Source organism: Micromonospora arida (assembly GCF_042873195.1).
Classification (GTDB): domain Bacteria; phylum Actinomycetota; class Actinomycetes; order Mycobacteriales; family Micromonosporaceae; genus Micromonospora; species Micromonospora arida.
Genome location: NZ_JBIALC010000007.1, coordinates 261,172 through 278,827 on the forward strand (window position 1 = coordinate 261,172; position 17,656 = coordinate 278,827).

The following is a 17,656-nucleotide window of genomic DNA, read 5'->3' on the forward strand; positions in this document are numbered from 1 at the left end:
CGAACGGCCGGCGTCCGATAGGGGGACGCCGGCCGTTCGCCGTTTGCGGTCGTGGTTAGCGGACCCGGCCGTAACCCTGGATGGACATCATGTTCATGCCACGCTTGAGCACGTTGCGACCGGCGCTGGGCGCGTCGATCACCTGACCGTCGCCCACGTAGAGGGCGACGTGCCCGAGCCCGCTGTAGAACACCAGGTCACCGGGGCGTAGTTCGCCCCGCCCGATGTGGGCCACCGCGCTCCACTGCATCCGGGTGTTGTGCGGAAGGGACTTCCCGGCCGCCCGCCAGGCCGCCGAGGTCAGGCCGGAACAGTCGTAGCCGTTCGGCCCGTCGGCCGCCCAGATGTACGGCTTGCCGATCGCGCCGAACGCGTAACGCACCGCGGTGCCGGCAGCACCGGACACGGCGGGCACGTTCTTGGCCTCGGTCGTCGCCGCCTTGGGCTCGGGTCGCTCGGTGGCGGCCCCGTACGCCTGCCGGCGCAGCTCGTACAGCTTGGCCAGGTCCTGCTCGATCTGCTTCTTACCCGCGGCGAGCTGACGAGCCTGCGCGGCCTGCCGGGTCAACGTCGCGCCCAGGCGGGCCTTCTCGTCGAGCAGCCGCTGCTGGTCGGCCGTGAAGCCGGAGATGCGCTCCTGCCGCTGGCGGGTCAACTGCTCGATCGTGCCGAGCCGGTCCAGCAGCGCGGCCGAGCCGCCCGGGCGCAGCAGGGCGTCCGCGGTGCGCAGGCCGCCACTCTTGTACGCGGTGGAGGCGAGCTCCGCCACGTCGGCCCGGCTCTGCTCGACCTGCTGTTCGAGCGGGCTGATGCGGGTCTGTAATCGGGCCACGGCGGCCTCGTTTGCCTTGATCTCCTCACGCAGCTTGTTGTACGACTCGACGACCCGCTCCAACTCGGCCGAGGACGTCTCGATCCGGCGGGTCAGGTCGGCGGGGGACGGCTCGGCCTGGGCCACCGCCGTCGGGGCGATCAGCGCGGCCGACATGCCGACCAGCGCCACGGTGCGCAGCAGATTTCTCAGGGATGACAAGAGCGGAAGGCCCCTCTCCCACGGCCGCCGGGGCTGCTGACGCCCTCGACGACACCGGCCGGGGCCATCCGGGCGGACGGCACTGGGCCGGACCGGCTCGCCCAACCTAACCCGGGACGGTTGTCGCTCGCAGTTGAAGCAGGGGTGAAAGTTGGGGGAGTTGCCGGTCGGGCCGGTGGGTTGGGTGGCGTCATCGTGGCTGATGACGCCTCAGAACGAGGAAACAATGCCCCTTTCGCGAGCTAATGACGGATATACGACTTTCGTCGTTCCGGGCGTATGCCGCCGGAGCCCTGGCCGCCATAACCGATAAAACCTGAAATGGATGCTGTTTCTCGGCGATGTCACCCAGGCGTGACGAGCTGTCGGGACCCGGTAAATGCCCAGGTCGACTGGCGGGGCCGCAACACAATGAAGTCCGGAGCCGGGAATCCCGTCGACAGCCAGCGATGACTGTCGCCAGCGGGCCCACTCGGCCAACCGTCCCCTTCGGGAGGAACCGTGAATCGTGAAGGCGCAAAGACGCGACCGCCGCGAACGGTGCCGGGCGCCCGGTCGACCCTGCTGTACGCGAGGCCCGGCATCATCGTGACCGTCGACCGGTTCACCGTCGGTCGGAACAGCTACCGGGTCGCCGACCTGACCCATCTGCGTACCACCCGGGGTCCGCACGACCGGATCGCCGTCCGGGCCGTGGTCATCACCGCCAGCATGCTCGGCGGTGTGGGGGTGCTCCTCGGCTTCACCGGCGGTCTGCAACGCCTCACCGCCGAGGCGTACCTGATCCTCGGCGCGGTGCTCCTGCTCCCGGCCGCTCTCGCCCTGGTCGGCGATCGCTGGCGCCCACCGCCGCACGAACTGTGGGGGTGGTACCAAGGCTCGGAGGTGCTGCTGTTCAGTGCCGACGACGAACGGCAGTTCGGCCAGGTCACCCGGTCGCTGCTGCGGGCCCGGGAGGTCAACCGCTACGGCGGTTGGGTCGACCCGCTCGCGGAAGCGGACCCGTGGCGGCCCAACCGTTGACCCGACGGCGGCGGGCCGGAGCCGCGTCGGCCCACCGGCCGCTCAGCAAGCTCAGCGGGCGACCGGCTCCGGAGCCCGTTCCTGCTGCGGCGCGGCCACCCAGGCGCTGACCCGGCGCTCGGCGTAGAACGAGACGAACGGCACCGTGCCGGCCAGCATGACCAGGATCATCCGCTTCAGCGGCCAGTCGGCCCGGCGGCTGAGGTCGAACGCGGCCGCCAGGTAGACCATGTAGAGGAAGCCGTGCGCCTGACCCACTGTCTCCACCACGACGGGGTTGTCGAACGCGTACTTCAGTGGCATGCCGATCACGACCAGCAGGATCAGCACCACGCCCACGATCCAGGCGATCACGCGGTACCGGGTAAGGGCAGCGCCCACCTTCGTCCGTCCTTCCGAGCCCGGCTCAGCCGGGATAGTCACCGGGCCGGGCGCCCGGATTGGCGTTCAACCATGACAGGTAGTGGTTGTAGGCGGCCAGGTCGGTGTCCTCGACGACATCGCCGGTGGCCGGCACCCGGGACACCCGCACCGGGCGGCGTACCGCCGGTCGGGACCCGGCGGCGACCGTTGGCGCGGGCTCGACGGCCGGATCCGCCGGCGGCGCGTCGGCCTCCGCCGCCTTGCGGCGGGCCAGCTTCACCTCACGCCACCAGACGTAGACCACGAAGCCGGCGAAGATCGGCCACTCGACCGCGTACCCCCAGCTCAGGCTGTTGCCGGCCGCGGCCCGGCTGATCTGCCACCAGCCCAGCCCGAGGAAGCTCACGACCAGCACGACCATGGCCACGTGGCGTGCGATCCACGCCGGGGTCCAGAGCCGCCTCATGTCATTGAGGGTACCGGGGGCGCTGCCGGTCTCCGACACCGTGTCGTAGTCGTCGCCTCGCGGGCTTGGTTTGGCATCACCACGCCTGGGCAATCGTCTAGACGCCAGCCCAAACGAGATCAAGGGGGGCGGTCATGACCGGATCGGTACGTGAGGACGACTTTGCGTCCAGCGGCAGTGCGGATATGAGCCCGGAGCAGCGGGTGCCCGAGTGGGGCGGCGATCAGCTCGCCGACCCGGCTGGCGCTTCCGGCCTCGACGGCGACCTCGGCATCGACCCGACGGAGCTGACCGACGAGGACCTGATCCGCGAGATGCACAGCCTGCACCGAACCCGCCTGGACACTCTGCGGCACGCGGCGGACTCCGCACTCGCGAACCATCTCCGGCGCACGGCGGAGCTGGAGACCGAGTACCTGGCCCGACACCCGGGTCGTGAGGTCGATCCCAGCCGCCTGCGGGACGCCTGATGGCGGCCCGCGCCGTGCGCGGCATGTCCGCGCCACCCGAGGTGGTCTTCAACACGGCCACCGACCCCGACCGTGCCTCGGCCTGGCTGCCGGAGCCGCTGCGCGGCGACGGCAGCCCCGCTGCGGAGATCAGTGGCGAGGAGCTGCGCGCCCGCTGGGGCGACGGCGACACCGACGACTGGTCCGCCGAGATCCGGGTGGAGCCGGCTGATTCCGGTGGCGCCCGGATCCAGCTCGACCTGGCCGACGGGTCCGGCGGGCCCAGTCTGGACCAATTGGCCGACGAAGCGCTCACCAACCTGGTACGCGAGGTCGCCGACAACCTCCAGGCCGGCTGAGCCGGCCGCGCGGGACGCCGTTCCCGTACCACCACGACACGTGAGGAGATCGGGTGAGCGACACTGGCCTGCGGCAGAAGGCGGCCCGGCTGCGCCGGGCGTACGCGCCGCACGAGCACCGGCCGCTCGGCGGCTACCTGGTGGCGATGGGCGCCTACGCCGGGGTGACCGGAGCTCTCGCCGGCCTGGTCAAGGCGACCGGCCGACCGGTGCCGGAGCGTCCCGCGCCGTCCGACGTGGTGCTGCTCTCCATCGCCACGCACAAGCTGAGTCGGTTGCTGTCCAAGGACGCGGTGACCAGCCCGTTGCGGGCGCCGTTCACCCGCTACGACCGTCCGATCGGCAGCGGCGAGGTGATGGAGCAGGTCCGCGACTCGGGCAGCCCCACCCGGCACGCCATCGGCGAGCTGCTGAGCTGCCCGTTCTGCCTGGCGGTCTGGGTGGCCACCGGGCTGACCGGTGGCCTGGTGCTCGCGCCCCGGCTCACCCGCCTGGTGGCCACCGCGCTGACGGCGGTCGCCGCGTCCGACTTCCTCCAGATGGCGTACGCGACGGCGCAGCAGGCCGCCGAGGGTGGGCACCAGGACGACGACTGACGAACAGGACACGAGAAGGGGGGCCGGCGCATGCCGGCCCCCCTTCTGCGTACGTCTCAGCGCTGCATGCCGGACCAACCGTGCGGCGACTCCGGCTCCCGTTCGTCCTCGTCCGCCCCGGTGATGATGTCCCGATCCACCGCCGTGCGGTCGTGCTCGTTGGCGAAGTCCGGCTCGGGCGTGGTGTCCCTGCCCTTCGGGGGCTGACCCAGCGCCGGCACCGTCTCGTCGTGGTCCTCGTGGTGCGTCATGTCGTGTCCCTTCTGCGGTCGCTGACTCGATGGCAGGCGCTCAGCCGATGGAACCGCCCAGCAGGTCGCTGGCCTCGTCCACCGCGTACTCACCCTCGGGAAGCGCGTCGATGCGGGCGAGCAGGTCCGGTGGAAGCTCGGCGGCCACCGCCCGGCGATAGATCTCCGCCTGGGTGACCCGCTCCTGCGCCCGGAAGATCTCGTCGAGCAGGTCGTCGAGGGCCTGCGTGTCCGGCTCGTCGGCCACGGATGCGTCGTCGGTCACGTCGATCAGCTACCCGGGGCGGAATCGGTCAAACGTCACCCCGGACCGGTGGCGGCCTGCGCTCTCGGTCGATGGCCCCGCGAACCTTCCTTTGCTCTGCACCCGCCCAGGCGACAGTCACGCTCGGTAGGTGGTGCACGGACGGGTGCAGAGCAAAGGAAGGCAAAGAGGTAGCGGGGGCGAGGAGGGGCGAGGGTGATGTTGCTCGGCCCTCCTCGGCCGGGCCGGGTCCGCCGGGGCTCGCCCAATACAGACAGCGCCGCCCCCGGCCTTGTGGGCCGGGGGCGGCGCTGGTGTCGGTGTGCAGGTCGCCTCTCGGCGAGTGGCACTACGCGGCTCCAGCCGGACGGTATTCCGCGAAGGCTATATAGGTGAGGCCCGGGGACACTGGACACACCGACACCCCTGTCAACGAGCCGACCCCCGCTCGTGTTCCGCGGGTCGTGGTGTCGGCGGTCACACCGTCGTCGGCAGGGTGGCCCGACGGGCCCGCACCGCGGAGGCGAGGTGGTCGAGCACCTCGGCGGTGTCGTCCCAGCCCAGGCAGGCGTCGGTGACCGACCGGCCGTACTCCAGCTCCCGGGTCGGGTCGAGCTCCTGCCGGCCGGGCAGCAGGAACGACTCCAGCATCACGCCGGTGATCCCACGCTGGCCGGCGGCCAGCTGGGCGGCCACGTCCGCGGCGACCAGCGGCTGGTTGCGGTGGTCCTTGCCGCTGTTGGCGTGGCTGGCGTCGATCACCAGCCGTTCCGGCAGGTCGGCGGCGCGGAGCAGGTCGAGCGCCCCGGCGACCGACTGGGCGTCGTAGTTGGGCCGGCCGCCCCCACCGCGCAACACCAGGTGCCCGTCGGTGTTGCCCCGGGTGTGCATGATCGCCGGAGTGCCGGAGAAGTCGATGCCGGGGAAGACGTGCGGCACCCCGGCGGCGCGGATCGCGTCCACGGCCGTGCCGATGCTGCCGTCCGGCCGGTTCTTCATGCCGATCGGCATGGACAGGCCGGAGGCGAGCTGACGGTGCACCTGGCTCTCCACGGTGCGGGCACCGATCGCGCCCCAGGCCACCGTGTCCGCGATGTACTGCGGGGTGATCGGGTCGAGGAACTCACAACCCACCGGCAGGCCGAGGCGGAGCACGTCGAGCAACAGCGCCCGGGCCAGCCGCAGACCGGTGTTGACGTCCCCGCTGCCGTCCAGGCCGGGGTCGTTGATCAGGCCCTTCCAACCGACGGTGGAGCGCGGCTTCTCGAAGTAGACCCGCATGACGATCAGCAGGTCGTCGGCGAGCCGGTCGGCTGCCGTCCGAAGACGCTGCGCGTAGTCCAGGGCGGCGGCCGGGTCGTGCACCGAGCAGGGACCGACCACCACCAGCAGGCGGTCGTCCTCGCGGTCCAGCACGCGACCGACCGCGCGGCGGCCGGTCAACACGGCCGACGCGAGCGGGGCGTCCAGGGGCAACTCGTGGTGCAGCAGGGCGGGCGTGGTCAGCGGCACGACACGGTCGATCCGCTGATCGCTGACCCGATCGGTCTCCGGGGTCGTCACGGTGGGCATCCTTCCGCCGACCGTGCCCGGGGCCGGTGCCCGGGACGAGCCGGCTGCTCGTACGCAAAAGGGCAGGAACGACAGCTCCTGCCCAGCCGGCTCGGTCCGTGGTGACGTCAGTTCATGGTGAAGTCACCGGCGTGCGAGCCGGCTGCCTAAACCATCGATAGGAACGCGTCACCGGGCCAGCGTACCCGACCGGACGCGGTCACCCGTCCTGTCGTCCCAAGATGCGGGGCGAAGATCGCGTGCCGGGGGTGCGGTCGGGGTAACAGGGGTGCCATGACACACGAGCAGAGCGATCAGGAGCGGGTGGAGTCCCGCGCGCACCACCTCCTGCCCGAGGAGGAGGCGGTGGGCAGCGACGACCCGGAGGCGCAGGCCGAGGCCATCCTCGCCGATTCGGACATCCGCGAGGCGGACCAGAACGCGGCACCGGACACGGTGCTGGAGCGTCGTACCTCGGATCAGACCGTGGTGGCGGTCGAACCGCCGGACTGAGCGGTCGCCCCGCGGGCCCTGCGCGACCCCCGGTAGGTCTGGTCGCGCAGCCAGGCGAGCGGACCTGCCACCCGCAGTCCGGGTGGCAGGTTGCGCACCGGGTCGAACGCGAGCGCCGCGTCCTCCTCGGCGCTGAGCTGGGCATCGAGGCTGACCTGCCCGACCAGCCGCCACGGCCCCACCGCCGACGCGACCGCGAGCACCAGGAGCGGCGTGTCCGTCCGGGTCGCGGCGGCCGCCGCGGCCAGGCTGCGACCGAGGTCGGCCGAGTCGGGGTCGGCCAGGGCGGCCAGCCACAGGCGGCGCCGACCCGCGCGGTAGTACGTGATCGTGCTGTACGTGCCGGTGAAGCGGCGTCGGGGCAGCGGCAGGTTCCGCAGCACCGGGGCTGCGCCGCTGGAGCTGACCAGCAGGTCGAACGGCCGGCCGCCGTCGCGGTGCAGGCGCAGCGCGAGGCCCAGGACGTCGGGCCAACTGCCGGGCGTGGGCGTCCCCTTGGAGAGCCGGATGGTGGTCCGGTACCGGCCGGGGTGGTCCAGCAGAGCGACCCCGGTGGGCGGTCCGGGCGTACCCCAGATCACCGTCTCGCCGACGAACGAGCGACCGGCCGGATGCAGCAGCCGGCCGCGGCGCAGCCGGCCGAGTGCGGTGCTGGCGCGTACGACGGCGGTGGCGGCCCGGCCGGCGGACCGGGACGGAGGCGGGGTGACGGTCATTGCTCTCCGGTACCCCACGCGGCGGCTCCGATGCCGCCCGGGTCGGCTCGCCGACCGACCGCACGTCACCTTTCCGCCCCCGAGATCGGATAGCGTCGGGGGCATGCCCGACAGCGGTTACCCCTGGCCCATTCAGACGTCCCGACTGGACAACGGCCTGCGCGTGGTGGTGAGTGAGGATCGCACCGCGCCCGCCGTGGCCGTCAACCTCTGGTACGACGTCGGCTCCCGGCACGAGCCGGCCGGGCAGACCGGTTTCGCCCACCTCTTCGAGCACCTGATGTTCGAGGGCTCGGTGAACGTGGCGAAGACCGAGCACATGAAGCTGATCCAGGGCTCCGGCGGCTCGCTCAACGCCACCACCAACCCGGACCGGACCAACTACTTCGAGACGGTCCCGGCCGAGCACCTGGAGCTGGCGCTCTGGTTGGAGGCCGACCGGATGGGCGGCCTGGTCCCCGCCCTCACCCAGGAGACGCTGGACAACCAGCGGGACGTGGTGAAGAACGAGCGCCGGCAGCGCTACGAGAACGTGCCGTACGGCGACGCCTGGCTGCGGTTGCTGCCGCTGCTCTACCCGCCGGGGCACCCCTACCACCACGCGACGATCGGCTCGATGGCCGACCTGAACGCCGCCGACCTGGCCACCTTCCAGGCGTTCCACCAGACCTACTACGCGCCGAACAACGCGGTGCTCACCGTCGTCGGCGACGCCACCGCCTCCGACGTGTTCGCGCTCGCCGACAAGTACTTCGGCGCGCTGCCCGCCCGCGACGACATCCCGCCGGCACCGGACGGCCGCAGCGTCCCCGCCACCGGGCAGACGGCCGTCGAGTCGGTGAGCGCCGACGTGCCCGCGCCACGGGTCTACATCGCCCACCGCAGCTACCCGTTCGGCAGCCCGGGATACAACGTGATCACCGTGCTCGCCACCATCCTGGGCAGCGGCCGGGGCAGCCGGCTCTACCAGCGCCTCGCCGACGGCGAGCGGATCGCGCAACCGGACCTGGTCGGGGCGTACGGGGTGGACCTCGCCCACGCCCCGGCACCGCTGATCGCCACCGCCACCGCCCGCCCCGGAGTGAGCGCCGAGCGGCTGGCCGAAGGGCTGGCCGAGGTCGTCGACGAGTTGGCCACCGTGCCGGTCACCGCCACCGAACTGGATCGGGCCAAGGCGTTGCTCAGCACCGGATGGTGGCGTCAGCTGTCCACCGTCGACGGCCGTGCGGACCTGCTCGGCCGGTACGCCACGCAGTTCGGTGACCCGGCCCGCATCGCCGAGCAGTTGCCGGCCCTGCTCGCGGTGACCGCCGAGCAGATCGCCGAGGCCGCCGCCGACGTGCTCGCCACCGACCGGGTGACCCTGACCTACCTGCCCGAGGAGACCTCATGACGCTGATCGCCGACCGTCCCGGCCCGGGTGCCGCCCGCCCGTACCGGTTCCCGCCGGTGGTCCGCCGCGCCGCGGCCGGTGGTCAGGTCGTCGCCGCGCACCTGCCGGGGCAGAACCTCGCCGTGGCCCTGCTGCTGCTCGACGTGGGCGCGGGTCAGGAGCCGGTCGGCAAGGAGGGCTTGTCCGGTGTGCTGGCCAAGGCGTTGGAGGAGGGGACCGCGCAGCGGGACGCCGCCGCGTACGCGCTCGCCGTCGAAGGGCTCGGCACCGCTTTGTCGACCGGTCTGGACTGGGACTCGTTCCAGGCCAGCGTGGTGATCCCGGTGGACCGGCTGAACGCCGCCGTGGAACTGCTCGCCGAGGCGGTCCGGACGCCCAGGCTCGACCCTGCCGACGTACGCCGGGTCCGCGACGACGAGGCGACCGCGCTCCGGATGGACTGGGCCAACCCCGGCCCGCGGGCCGACGCCGCGCTGCGCGCCGACCTGTTCGGCGCGCAGAACCGCTGGGGACGGCCGATGCACGGCGACCCGGAGTCGGTCGCCGGGTTGGACGTGGAGGACGTGACGGTCTTCCACTCGGAGTGGTTCCTGCGCCCCGGCACCCTGATCGTCGCCGGTGACCTGGACCGGATCGACCTGGACCAGCTGGCCGCCGCGGCGTTCGCCGGCACCGGTGGTGGCCCCGCCGAGCGGCGCGGTCCCATCGAGGTGCCGCTGCACAACGGTCGGCGGATCATCCTGGTGGACCGGCCCGGCTCGGTGCAGTCCACGCTGCGGCTGGGGCACCCGTCGCCACACCGGGCGCACCCCGACCACGTGCCGATGACGCTCGCCGGCACGGTGCTCGGCGGGGCGTTCACCTCCCGACTCAACCACCTGCTGCGGGAGGTGCACGGCTACACCTACGGCATCCGGGGCGACTTCGCCGCGTCGCGGCGGTTCGGTCGGTTCGCGGTCAGTTCCGGCGTGCAGACGGCGGTCACCGCGCCGGCCCTGGTCGAGGCGGTGGGCGAGATCACCCGTACCCAGGCGACCGGGGTGACCGAGGACGAGCTTGAGGTGGCCCGCTCCTGGCGGGCCGGGCAGCTGTCGGTCGAGTTGCAGAGCCCTCGGGCGATCGCCTCCGCGCTGACCACCCTGGTGGTGCACGACCTGCCGGACGACTACCACGCGCGGTTGCGCGAGTCGCTGCTCTCCGCCGACGTGGCCCAGGTCTCCGCGGCGGCAGCCACCCACCTGCACCCGGAAGCCCTCACCCTGGTCATCGAGGGCGACGCCGCAGTGATCCGCGACGACCTGGAGGCCACCGCCCTAGGAGATCTCCTCCCCTAACCCCCGGACAACGCCGTTGATCAAGAGGTTTGCGTCATCCGGAGCACGGTTCCTGACGCAAATCTCTTGATCGACAGCTGTAGGGCGGGATGTGAGGTGGGACCCGGGGGGTGGGAAAGGGGTCCCGGTTTCGGGGGTGGGGTCGGTAGCCTCGCGGGCATGAGGATCGGCATTGTGGGGGCCACCGGCCAGGTCGGTGGCGTGATGCGGCAGGTGCTGACGGAGCGGAAGTTCCCGGCGGAGCAGGTGCGGTTGTTCGCCTCGGCGCGGTCCGCCGGGCGTACGTTGCCGTGGCGCGACGGTGAGGTGACCGTCGAGGACGCAGCGACCGCGGACTACTCCGAGCTGGACATCGTGCTCTTCTCGGCCGGTAAGGGCACGGCCCGGGAGTTGGCGCCACGAGTCGCCGAGGCCGGCGCCGTGGTGATCGACAACTCGTCGGCGTTCCGGATGGACCCGCAGGTGCCGCTGGTGGTCGCCGAGGTCAACCCGCACGCCGCCCTGGACCGCCCGAAGGGCATCATCGCCAACCCCAACTGCACCACCATGGCCGCGATGCCGGTGCTGCGTCCGCTGCACGCCGAAGCTGGCCTGGTGGGCCTGGTCGTCTCCACCTACCAGGCGGTCTCCGGCGCCGGGCTGGCCGGCGTCGCCGAGCTGGACGAGCAGGTCCGCAAGGTGGCCGAGCACGCCGCCGGGCTGGCCTTCGACGGGTCGGCCGTGGAGTTCCCCGCGCCGCGCTCGTTCACCCAGCCGATCGCCTTCAACGTCCTCCCGCTGGCCGGTTCGATCGTCGACGACGGCTCGTTCGAGACCGACGAGGAGCAGAAGCTCCGCAACGAGAGCCGCAAGATCCTGGAGATCCCCGACCTGAAGGTCTCCGGCACCTGTGTCCGGGTGCCGGTCTTCACCGGGCACTCGCTCCAGATCAACGCCCGGTTCGCCCGACCGATCACCCCGCAGCGCGCCCACGAACTGCTGGCCGACGCGCCCGGGGTGGCACTGACCGACGTCCCGACGCCGCTGCAGGCCGCCGGCCAGGACCCGACCTACGTGGGCCGGATCCGCGCCGACGAGACCGTCGAGTACGGGCTGGCCCTGTTCTGCTCCAACGACAACCTGCGCAAGGGCGCCGCGCTGAACGCGGTGCAACTCGCCGAGCTGGTCGCCGCCGAGCGCCGCTGACCGGCACGGTCGAACTCTCACCGAGCCCTCGCCGTCCGTCGGCGAGGGCTCGGTGCCGTTCCGGGTGGTCGCCCTGCCGTTCCGGGTGGTCGGCCGCGGCGGCCGGCAGGTCGTGCTTGGATGGGTCGGAGACGATCGTCCAACCTGGAGGACACCATGCCGGATGACGGCACCCAGCAGGCGTTGACCGATCTGGTGGCCGGCCGCTCGATGGGTGTGCTCGCCACCATCAAGCGGGACGGACGTCCGCAGCTGTCCACGGTGCTCTACTCCTTCGACCGGAACGCGGGCCTGATCCGGGTCTCGGTCACCGACGGCCGTGCCAAGACCGCCAACCTGCGCCGCGACCCGCGTGCCAGCTTCCACGTCAGCAGCGAGGACGGCTGGGCGTACGCGGTGGTCGAGGGTCGCGCCGAACTGACCCCGCCGGCCACCCAACTCGACGACGAGACTGTCGAGGAGTTGGTGGCGCTCTACCGGGGGCTGAGCGGTGAACACCCCGACTGGGACGAGTACCGCCAGGCCATGGTCGACGAGGGACGGATCGTGCTACGCCTGCACGTCGAGCGGCTCTACGGGATGCCGCCTCGGGGCTGACCCGCCCACAGCCGATCAGCCCGGCTCGATCACGGTCACGCCGGGCCACCGCTGCGCCGGCCGGTGCCGGGCCAACCGCTGCCGCGACCCGGCCACGTCCACCCTTGTCGGGTTGTGCCGCCACACCCCGGCCAGCAGATCCGTCAGGCCGTACGGGGCGCAGACCCTGAGCCGGCCGGCCGAGTCCAGACTGACGGCCACCGCTGTCGCGTACTCCGGCCAGGTGGCGACCGCCTCGGCAACGCTTCGGTACGGCTCGATCGGGTCGCCGCCGAACTTGGCCGCGTACCAGGTGTGCACCGCCGCCTGGTTGCGCGCCTGCCACGGCGGCTGCGGCCACATCGCCGCCAGCCGGGCGGTGGCCCGGTCGTCGTCGGCGCGGGTCAGCCTCGTCGGGTCGAAGAAGACCACGTCCACGTCGCGGACCCGCGCCGGGTCGAACCCGTCGCCGTGCCGCTCGCCCCACACCAGGTCGCGCAGGGCGCCCGCGCCGATCCAGGCGTCCGGCAGCTCGGAATCACGCACCACGGTCAGCGCCCGGGTCAGCCAGTTGCTGCCGGAAACCAGTTCCCGCAGCTCCTCCTCGCCCGTCATCATCCGCCCACGATAGGCAGCACAGCCGACGCGCGCCGTCGGTAGGCGGGTGTGCCGCCCGTCGACGGGTATACGGCCCTGCTTTGCCGTTGCGGCCTGCTTCTGCCGTCGCGGGATGTCGGGGAGGGGGTGGGCGATGGGCGCCGGCACGAGCAGCGACGAGGCCGGCCCTGCGGGCCCGATTCTGCTGCCTCTACGAACTGCGACGCCTGCGACACCCGCGTCGATGGGCCGGGGCCGTATGCGTTACCCCCTCCCGGGCGGCGGGTAGACGGGCGGTGCCGACACCGAGAGGGGAGCACCATGACAACGGTCGGAGAGTTCATGACGACCCGGTTGGTGACGATGGACGGCAACGACACGCTCATCGCCGCCGCGCAGGAGATGCGTGACAGCGCGATCGGCGATGTGGTGGTGACCGACGGCGACAGTGTGGTCGGCATCGTCACGGACCGGGACATCACGGTCCGAGGTGTCGCGGAGAACATGGACCCGGGCTCGACGCGGTTGAGCCAGATCACCACTCGCGACGTGATCACGGTGAGTCAGTACGACGATGCCGTGGCCGCCGCGGACCTGATGCGGACGTACGCCGTACGCCGCCTTCCCGTGATCGACGACGGGCGCCTGATCGGCCTTGTGTCGATGGGTGACCTCGCGGTCGAGCGCGAACCGCAGTCGGTACTGGCCGACATCAGCGCCGACGATCCGAACAACTGACCCGTCCGCCGCGGCACGCGCCGGCTCTCCCGTTCGGGAGGGCCGGCGCTGTGGCGTTTCCGCCCCCTCGGTGATCAAGAGCTTCGCGTCAGGACACGCCGATAGCGGTGACGCAAACCTCTTGATCACCGGGGCAAGGGCGGGGGGCTCACCCGAATTGGGCGAGGTTGACCGGGGGAGCGGCGGGGACCCGTGCGGGGACGTGCAACGCCGGCCGTCCGTGCGACGCGAGCGCGGTGGGTGGGATCCCCGGCCCGGCAACTGGGAGGAGTGGACCCGATGGTGGACGCGACCACGAGGTTCTTCGAGGACCTGGACCGGCGGGGGTACGAACCCCTGCTGGCCAAGACCTCCGGGACGCTGCGGATCGACCTGCACGAGGGGGCGCAGACCTGGCACTGGCTGCTGAGGATCGACCACGGCCGGCTGAACGTCAGTCAGGAGGACCAGGAGGCCGACACGGTCATCGGCGCGAGCCCGGTCCTCTTCGACGACATCGCCTCCGGGCGCGAGCACGGCCTGGCCGCACTGCTGCGGGGGGACATGACGGTGTCGGGCGACGCGCGTCTCGTCGTGCAGGTGGAGCGGATCTTCCCGGGTTCCCCGGACGCCCGTGGGCCGCGCCGCCGATTCGCCGGGGAGGTGCACTGATGGGGCAGAGCAACACGATCAGGATCCTGGACGGCAACACGTTCGTCGTCTGCGAGGACACCGGTGACATCGAGGCGACGCCGAGCGAGCCCACCGGGCTCTTCTCCATCGACACCCGGTTCCTGTCGACCTGGGTGCTGACCGTCAACGGTGAGCGACTCAACTCGCTCTCCTACGACGACCTGCAGTACTTCGAGTCGCGATTCTTCCTGGTCCCGGGCATGGCCACGCACTACGTGGACGCGAAGCTGTCGATCATTCGGGAGCGCACGGTGGGCGGCAGCTTCTGTGAGCAGCTGACCATCCTCAACCACGACGAGAAGCCGGTCGACCTGGAAATCCGGATGGACGCGGCGTCGGACTTCGCCGACCTGTTCCAGGTCAAGGACGAGATCCTGAACAAGAAGGGCGAGATCTACACCGAGGTGGAGTCGGACCGGCTGCGGCTGGGGTACCGGCGGGGGAACTTCCGGCGGGAGACGATCATCTCGTCGTCGGTGGGGGCCCGGTACGACAGCAAGGGCTTCGCGTACACCGTGCACCTGGAGCCCAACGAGCAGTGGGACACCTCGATCGACGTCCAGACCCAAGCGGTCGGGCCCGGCGGCCGGGATCTGCGGTTCGGGCTGCGCAAGCACGGCGACGAGCGGCTCGCTCTCCAGCACGACCTGGAGAAGTGGATCGCCGACGCACCGAAGGTCAACAGTGAGCACGGCCGGGTGGCCAGCACGTACCGGCGCAGTCTGATCGACCTGGCGGCGCTGCGCTTCTCGCCGCTGTCGTTGGGCGGCGCCACCCTGCCCGCCGCCGGTCTGCCCTGGTTCATGACCATGTTCGGCCGGGACAGCATCCTCACCTGCCTGCAGACACTGCCGTTCACTCCGCAGCTGTCGAAGACGACGCTGCGCATCCTGGCGTCTTTGCAGGGCAGCCGGTTCGACGACTTCCGGGACGAGGACCCGGGGCGCATCCTGCACGAGATGCGCTACGGCGAGACCGCGGCCTTCGAGGAGCAGCCACACTCGCCGTACTACGGCTCGGTCGACGCGACGCCGCTGTTCATCGTGCTGCTCGACGAGTACGAGCGGTGGAGCGGGGACGTCGCGCTGGTCAAGGAGTTGGAGCAGGAGTCCCGGGCCGCGCTGAGGTGGATCGACAACTACGCCGACCTGGTCGGCACCGGCTACATCTGGTACGAGCGACGCAACACCGACACCGGCCTGGAGAACCAGTGCTGGAAGGACTCCTGGGACTCGATCTCCTACTCCGACGGCACGCTGCCACCGTTCCCACGGGCCACCTGCGAGGTGCAGGGGTACGCGTACGACGCGAAGGTCCGCGCGGCCCGGTTGGCGCGGGAGTTCTGGGGTGACCCGGAGTTCGCCGACCAGTTGGAGCGGGAGGCGGCAGAGCTGAAGGAGCGGTTCAACCGGGACTGGTGGGTGGACGACGGCGAGTACTTCGCCCTGGCCCTGGACCCGGACGGCCGGCAGTGCGACATCCTCAGCTCCAACATCGGCCACCTGCTGTGGAGCGGGATCGTCGAACCCGAGCGGGCGGAGAAGCTCGCCGCGCACCTGGTCGGGCCGCGGCTCTTCTCCGGCTGGGGGGTGCGCACCCTCGCCGAGGGGGAGGCCCGCTACAACCCCATCGGCTACCACAACGGCACGATCTGGCCGTTCGACAACTCGTTCATCGCCTGGGGCCTGCGCCGTTACGGCTTCGCCGAGGAGGCTGCGACCATCGCCAACGGCATGCTGGACGCGGCCACGTACTTCGACGGCCGGTTGCCGGAGGCGTTCGGCGGCTATCCGCGGGAGCTGACCAAGTTCCCGGTGGAGTATCCGACGGCGTGCAGTCCGCAGGCCTGGTCGACCGGCACGCCGCTCCTGCTGCTGCGCACCATGCTCGGTCTGGAGCCGCACGAGGGTCACCTGGCGGTCGAACCACGGCTGCCGGTGGGGATGGGTCGCATCGAGGTGCTGGACATTCCGGGTCGTTGGGGCCGGGTGGACGCGTTCGCCCGGGGGCGACTGGACCTGAACAAGCTCGGCGACTGACCGACCGGACCGCCGAACCGGCGGTGGTGCGCCACCCGCGTCGCCGCCGGTTCTCCACCCAGCCGACACCCAGCCGGTCAGGGTAGATTCTGCGAATGCCGGAGCTCGTGTACCCGCCCGTTATCGCCGCCGCCAAGACGATGTTCCGTCTTCTCGACCTGAAGATCACCATCGAGGGCGCCCACCACGTACCCCGCTCCGGCGGGGCGGTGCTGGCCAGCAACCACGTCAGCTACCTCGACTTCATCTTCGCCGGCCTGGGCGCGAACCCCTCGGGGCGGCTGGTCCGGTTCATGGCCAAGCAGTCGGTCTTCGCGGACCGGATCGGTGGCCCGTTGATGCGCGGGATGAAGCACATCCCGGTTGACCGGCAGGCCGGCGCTGCCTCGTTCCGGGCCGCCGTGGACGCGCTCAAGCGCGGCGAGGTCGTCGGCGTCTTCCCCGAGGGGACGATCAGCCGGTCGTTCACCGTGAAGGAGCTCAAGAGCGGCACGGTCCGGATGGCCCGCTCGGCGAAGGTGCCAGTGCTGCCGGTCGCGGTGTGGGGCACCCAACGGCTCTGGACCAAGGGCCGCCCGCGTACGCTCACCCGCCGGCACACACCGATCACCATCCTGGTCGGCGAGCCGATCAACCCGGCGGACTTCCCGGACCCGAACGTGCTGGCCGCCGAGCTGACCACCCGGCTCAGCGCCCTGGTCGACCGGGCACAGCGGGATTATCCGGACACCCCGGCCGGCCCGGACGACACGTGGTGGCAGCCCGCGCACCTGGGCGGCAGCGCGCCCACGCCGGAGGAGGCCGCCGCTCTGGACGCCGCCGCCGAGCAGCGCACCGCCAGCGCCTGACGCCAGGTTCCTCGACACGCGCCCAGTTGGCCGGATCGTTCCGCACCGGGGCACGATGGTGTCTGCCGGCGCGATCGCCGTCCGGCCAGGATCGACGTCATGAGCAGAGCAGCACTCGTCGTGATCGACGTGCAAGAATCCTTCCGTCAGCGCCCGATCTGGGCGTACGGCTCCAACCCCGACATGATCCGCCAGGTCGACCGGCTGGTGGCTGCGGCCCGCGAGCGTGGCGACCTGGTGGTCTGGGTCCTGCACTCGGAGCCCGGCACGGGCGGGTTGTTCGACCCCGCCCTCGGGTACGTGCGGCTGATCGACGGGTTGGTCCCCGCCGAGGGTGAGCCGACGCTGGTCAAGACCGCGCACAACGCGTTCACCACCACGAACCTCCAGCAGGTGCTCACCCAGGCGGGCATCACCGACATCACCGTCTGCGGCATCCGCACCGAGCAGTGCGTGGAAACCACCGCCCGGGTCGGCTCCGACCTCGGCTACCGGATGACGTTCGTCACCGACGCCACGCTGACCTTCCCCATCCCACACCGGGACCTGCCGGAGACCGCCACGGTCGCGGAGATCCTCGCCGACCCGCGCACCCTGACGAACGAGGAAATCGTGACCCGCACCGAGTACGCGCTGGCCGGCCGCTTCGCGACCATCCGCACCGTGGACGAGGTCACCGGCGCGACCCTCGCCGGCAGCCGGGGCTGACG

General features: G+C 71.4%; 22 protein-coding genes. 14 read left to right on the forward strand and 8 right to left on the reverse strand.

Annotation, left to right across the window (positions count from 1 at the left end; all coding sequences use genetic code 11):
* Nucleotides 1–55: 55 nt before the first annotated feature.
* Nucleotides 56–1,033, reverse strand: a complete 978-nt coding sequence (locus ACFYP0_RS22040; protein WP_124858685.1) for a C40 family peptidase — start codon at nt 1,031–1,033, stop codon at nt 56–58.
* Between the two features lie 501 nt (nt 1,034–1,534).
* Between ACFYP0_RS22040 and ACFYP0_RS22045 the strand changes: the two genes are divergently transcribed.
* Complete coding sequence (locus tag ACFYP0_RS22045; RefSeq protein WP_124858684.1) at nt 1,535–2,056, forward strand: DUF6232 family protein; 522 nt, start codon at nt 1,535–1,537, stop codon at nt 2,054–2,056.
* A 51-nt stretch (nt 2,057–2,107) separates the two neighbouring features.
* Here the strand turns inward: ACFYP0_RS22045 and ACFYP0_RS22050 are convergent, their stop codons facing one another.
* A complete protein-coding gene (locus tag ACFYP0_RS22050) occupies nt 2,108–2,437 on the reverse strand; it encodes a DUF3817 domain-containing protein (RefSeq protein WP_124858683.1) in 330 nt (109 codons plus the stop codon).
* Nucleotides 2,438–2,462: 25 nt separating this feature from the next.
* Nucleotides 2,463–2,885, reverse strand: coding sequence for a hypothetical protein (locus ACFYP0_RS22055; protein ID WP_208741238.1), 423 nt, complete (start codon nt 2,883–2,885; stop codon nt 2,463–2,465).
* Between the two features lie 134 nt (nt 2,886–3,019).
* Between ACFYP0_RS22055 and ACFYP0_RS22060 the strand changes: the two genes are divergently transcribed.
* The 3 genes from ACFYP0_RS22060 to ACFYP0_RS22070 are packed head-to-tail and all read left to right on the forward strand — an operon-like array spanning nt 3,020 to nt 4,289.
* On the forward strand, nt 3,020–3,355 hold the full coding sequence (locus ACFYP0_RS22060) for a DUF6158 family protein (protein WP_124858681.1): 336 nt from the start codon (nt 3,020–3,022) through the stop codon (nt 3,353–3,355).
* Complete coding sequence (locus ACFYP0_RS22065) at nt 3,355–3,693, forward strand: SRPBCC family protein (protein WP_124858680.1); 339 nt, start codon at nt 3,355–3,357, stop codon at nt 3,691–3,693. The genes ACFYP0_RS22060 and ACFYP0_RS22065 overlap by 1 nt, the downstream gene beginning before the upstream one ends.
* A 53-nt stretch (nt 3,694–3,746) precedes the next feature.
* Nucleotides 3,747–4,289, forward strand: a complete 543-nt coding sequence (locus ACFYP0_RS22070; RefSeq protein ID WP_124858679.1) for a DUF1360 domain-containing protein — start codon at nt 3,747–3,749, stop codon at nt 4,287–4,289.
* Nucleotides 4,290–4,345: 56 nt separating this feature from the next.
* Here ACFYP0_RS22070 and ACFYP0_RS22075 read toward each other — a convergent pair whose 3' ends face one another.
* The 3 genes from ACFYP0_RS22075 to ACFYP0_RS22085 all read right to left on the reverse strand — a co-directional run bounded on the left by ACFYP0_RS22075 (nt 4,346) and on the right by ACFYP0_RS22085 (nt 6,356).
* Complete coding sequence (locus ACFYP0_RS22075; protein ID WP_124858678.1) at nt 4,346–4,540, reverse strand: hypothetical protein; 195 nt, start codon at nt 4,538–4,540, stop codon at nt 4,346–4,348.
* Nucleotides 4,541–4,580: 40 nt separating this feature from the next.
* On the reverse strand, nt 4,581–4,814 hold the full coding sequence (locus ACFYP0_RS22080) for a hypothetical protein (protein ID WP_386997473.1): 234 nt from the start codon (nt 4,812–4,814) through the stop codon (nt 4,581–4,583).
* 447 nt (nt 4,815–5,261) lie between these two features.
* Nucleotides 5,262–6,356, reverse strand: coding sequence for a 3-deoxy-7-phosphoheptulonate synthase (locus ACFYP0_RS22085; RefSeq protein ID WP_112676020.1), 1,095 nt, complete (start codon nt 6,354–6,356; stop codon nt 5,262–5,264).
* Between the two features lie 273 nt (nt 6,357–6,629).
* Between ACFYP0_RS22085 and ACFYP0_RS22090 the strand changes: the two genes are divergently transcribed.
* Nucleotides 6,630–6,848 carry a hypothetical protein gene (locus ACFYP0_RS22090; protein WP_091405628.1) on the forward strand — a complete coding sequence of 73 codons (219 nt, stop codon included), beginning with the start codon at nt 6,630–6,632 and terminating at the stop codon, nt 6,846–6,848.
* On the opposite strand, the gene ACFYP0_RS22095 is transcribed toward ACFYP0_RS22090, so the two are convergent.
* Complete coding sequence (locus tag ACFYP0_RS22095; protein ID WP_386997411.1) at nt 6,815–7,564, reverse strand: phosphodiesterase; 750 nt, start codon at nt 7,562–7,564, stop codon at nt 6,815–6,817. The genes ACFYP0_RS22090 and ACFYP0_RS22095 overlap by 34 nt on opposite strands.
* Before the next feature lie 103 nt (nt 7,565–7,667).
* Here ACFYP0_RS22095 and ACFYP0_RS22100 point away from each other — a divergent pair, with 103 nt between their 5' ends.
* The 4 genes from ACFYP0_RS22100 to ACFYP0_RS22115 all read left to right on the forward strand — a co-directional run bounded on the left by ACFYP0_RS22100 (nt 7,668) and on the right by ACFYP0_RS22115 (nt 12,073).
* Nucleotides 7,668–8,957, forward strand: a complete 1,290-nt coding sequence (locus ACFYP0_RS22100; protein WP_124858674.1) for a M16 family metallopeptidase — start codon at nt 7,668–7,670, stop codon at nt 8,955–8,957.
* The gene (locus ACFYP0_RS22105) at nt 8,954–10,291 is read left to right on the forward strand and encodes a M16 family metallopeptidase (protein WP_386997413.1); all 1,338 of its coding nucleotides are present in this window, start codon (nt 8,954–8,956) and stop codon (nt 10,289–10,291) included. Before ACFYP0_RS22100 ends, ACFYP0_RS22105 begins: the two co-directional genes overlap by 4 nt.
* Before the next feature lie 159 nt (nt 10,292–10,450).
* Complete coding sequence (locus ACFYP0_RS22110; protein ID WP_124853312.1) at nt 10,451–11,476, forward strand: aspartate-semialdehyde dehydrogenase; 1,026 nt, start codon at nt 10,451–10,453, stop codon at nt 11,474–11,476.
* A gap of 156 nt (nt 11,477–11,632) precedes the next feature.
* Complete coding sequence (locus ACFYP0_RS22115) at nt 11,633–12,073, forward strand: PPOX class F420-dependent oxidoreductase (protein ID WP_124853311.1); 441 nt, start codon at nt 11,633–11,635, stop codon at nt 12,071–12,073.
* 15 nt (nt 12,074–12,088) lie between these two features.
* On the opposite strand, the gene ACFYP0_RS22120 is transcribed toward ACFYP0_RS22115, so the two are convergent.
* Complete coding sequence (locus ACFYP0_RS22120) at nt 12,089–12,670, reverse strand: nucleotidyltransferase family protein (protein ID WP_124853310.1); 582 nt, start codon at nt 12,668–12,670, stop codon at nt 12,089–12,091.
* 300 nt (nt 12,671–12,970) lie between these two features.
* Here ACFYP0_RS22120 and ACFYP0_RS22125 point away from each other — a divergent pair, with 300 nt between their 5' ends.
* The 5 genes from ACFYP0_RS22125 (at nt 12,971) to ACFYP0_RS22145 (ending at nt 17,654) form a co-directional block, all read left to right on the forward strand.
* Complete coding sequence (locus ACFYP0_RS22125) at nt 12,971–13,387, forward strand: CBS domain-containing protein (RefSeq protein ID WP_091405600.1); 417 nt, start codon at nt 12,971–12,973, stop codon at nt 13,385–13,387.
* 279 nt (nt 13,388–13,666) lie between these two features.
* Complete coding sequence (locus ACFYP0_RS22130) at nt 13,667–14,038, forward strand: SCP2 sterol-binding domain-containing protein (RefSeq protein ID WP_355500961.1); 372 nt, start codon at nt 13,667–13,669, stop codon at nt 14,036–14,038.
* Nucleotides 14,038–16,098, forward strand: coding sequence for an amylo-alpha-1,6-glucosidase (locus ACFYP0_RS22135; protein WP_355500964.1), 2,061 nt, complete (start codon nt 14,038–14,040; stop codon nt 16,096–16,098). Before ACFYP0_RS22130 ends, ACFYP0_RS22135 begins: the two co-directional genes overlap by 1 nt.
* Nucleotides 16,099–16,193: 95 nt before the next feature.
* Nucleotides 16,194–16,946 (forward strand): lysophospholipid acyltransferase family protein, encoded by a 753-nt coding sequence (locus ACFYP0_RS22140; RefSeq protein WP_355500967.1) that lies wholly within the window; start codon nt 16,194–16,196, stop codon nt 16,944–16,946.
* 99 nt (nt 16,947–17,045) lie between these two features.
* On the forward strand, nt 17,046–17,654 hold the full coding sequence (locus ACFYP0_RS22145; RefSeq protein ID WP_386997417.1) for a cysteine hydrolase family protein: 609 nt from the start codon (nt 17,046–17,048) through the stop codon (nt 17,652–17,654).
* Nucleotides 17,655–17,656: the final 2 nt, after the last annotated feature.

Coding starts and splice junctions, on each gene's coding strand:
- ACFYP0_RS22055 (WP_208741238.1), bottom strand. CDS start 2,885: ATGAGGCGGCTCTGGACCCCGGCGTGGATCGCACGCCACGTGGCCATG.
- ACFYP0_RS22060 (WP_124858681.1), top strand. CDS start 3,020: ATGACCGGATCGGTACGTGAGGACGACTTTGCGTCCAGCGGCAGTGCG.
- ACFYP0_RS22065 (WP_124858680.1), top strand. CDS start 3,355: ATGGCGGCCCGCGCCGTGCGCGGCATGTCCGCGCCACCCGAGGTGGTC.
- ACFYP0_RS22075 (WP_124858678.1), bottom strand. CDS start 4,540: ATGACGCACCACGAGGACCACGACGAGACGGTGCCGGCGCTGGGTCAG.
- ACFYP0_RS22085 (WP_112676020.1), bottom strand. CDS start 6,356: ATGCCCACCGTGACGACCCCGGAGACCGATCGGGTCAGCGATCAGCGG.
- ACFYP0_RS22090 (WP_091405628.1), top strand. CDS start 6,630: ATGACACACGAGCAGAGCGATCAGGAGCGGGTGGAGTCCCGCGCGCAC.
- ACFYP0_RS22095 (WP_386997411.1), bottom strand. CDS start 7,564: ATGACCGTCACCCCGCCTCCGTCCCGGTCCGCCGGCCGGGCCGCCACC.
- ACFYP0_RS22100 (WP_124858674.1), top strand. CDS start 7,668: ATGCCCGACAGCGGTTACCCCTGGCCCATTCAGACGTCCCGACTGGAC.
- ACFYP0_RS22105 (WP_386997413.1), top strand. CDS start 8,954: ATGACGCTGATCGCCGACCGTCCCGGCCCGGGTGCCGCCCGCCCGTAC.
- ACFYP0_RS22110 (WP_124853312.1), top strand. CDS start 10,451: ATGAGGATCGGCATTGTGGGGGCCACCGGCCAGGTCGGTGGCGTGATG.
- ACFYP0_RS22115 (WP_124853311.1), top strand. CDS start 11,633: ATGCCGGATGACGGCACCCAGCAGGCGTTGACCGATCTGGTGGCCGGC.
- ACFYP0_RS22120 (WP_124853310.1), bottom strand. CDS start 12,670: ATGATGACGGGCGAGGAGGAGCTGCGGGAACTGGTTTCCGGCAGCAAC.
- ACFYP0_RS22125 (WP_091405600.1), top strand. CDS start 12,971: ATGACAACGGTCGGAGAGTTCATGACGACCCGGTTGGTGACGATGGAC.
- ACFYP0_RS22130 (WP_355500961.1), top strand. CDS start 13,667: ATGGTGGACGCGACCACGAGGTTCTTCGAGGACCTGGACCGGCGGGGG.
- ACFYP0_RS22135 (WP_355500964.1), top strand. CDS start 14,038: ATGGGGCAGAGCAACACGATCAGGATCCTGGACGGCAACACGTTCGTC.
- ACFYP0_RS22140 (WP_355500967.1), top strand. CDS start 16,194: ATGCCGGAGCTCGTGTACCCGCCCGTTATCGCCGCCGCCAAGACGATG.
- ACFYP0_RS22145 (WP_386997417.1), top strand. CDS start 17,046: ATGAGCAGAGCAGCACTCGTCGTGATCGACGTGCAAGAATCCTTCCGT.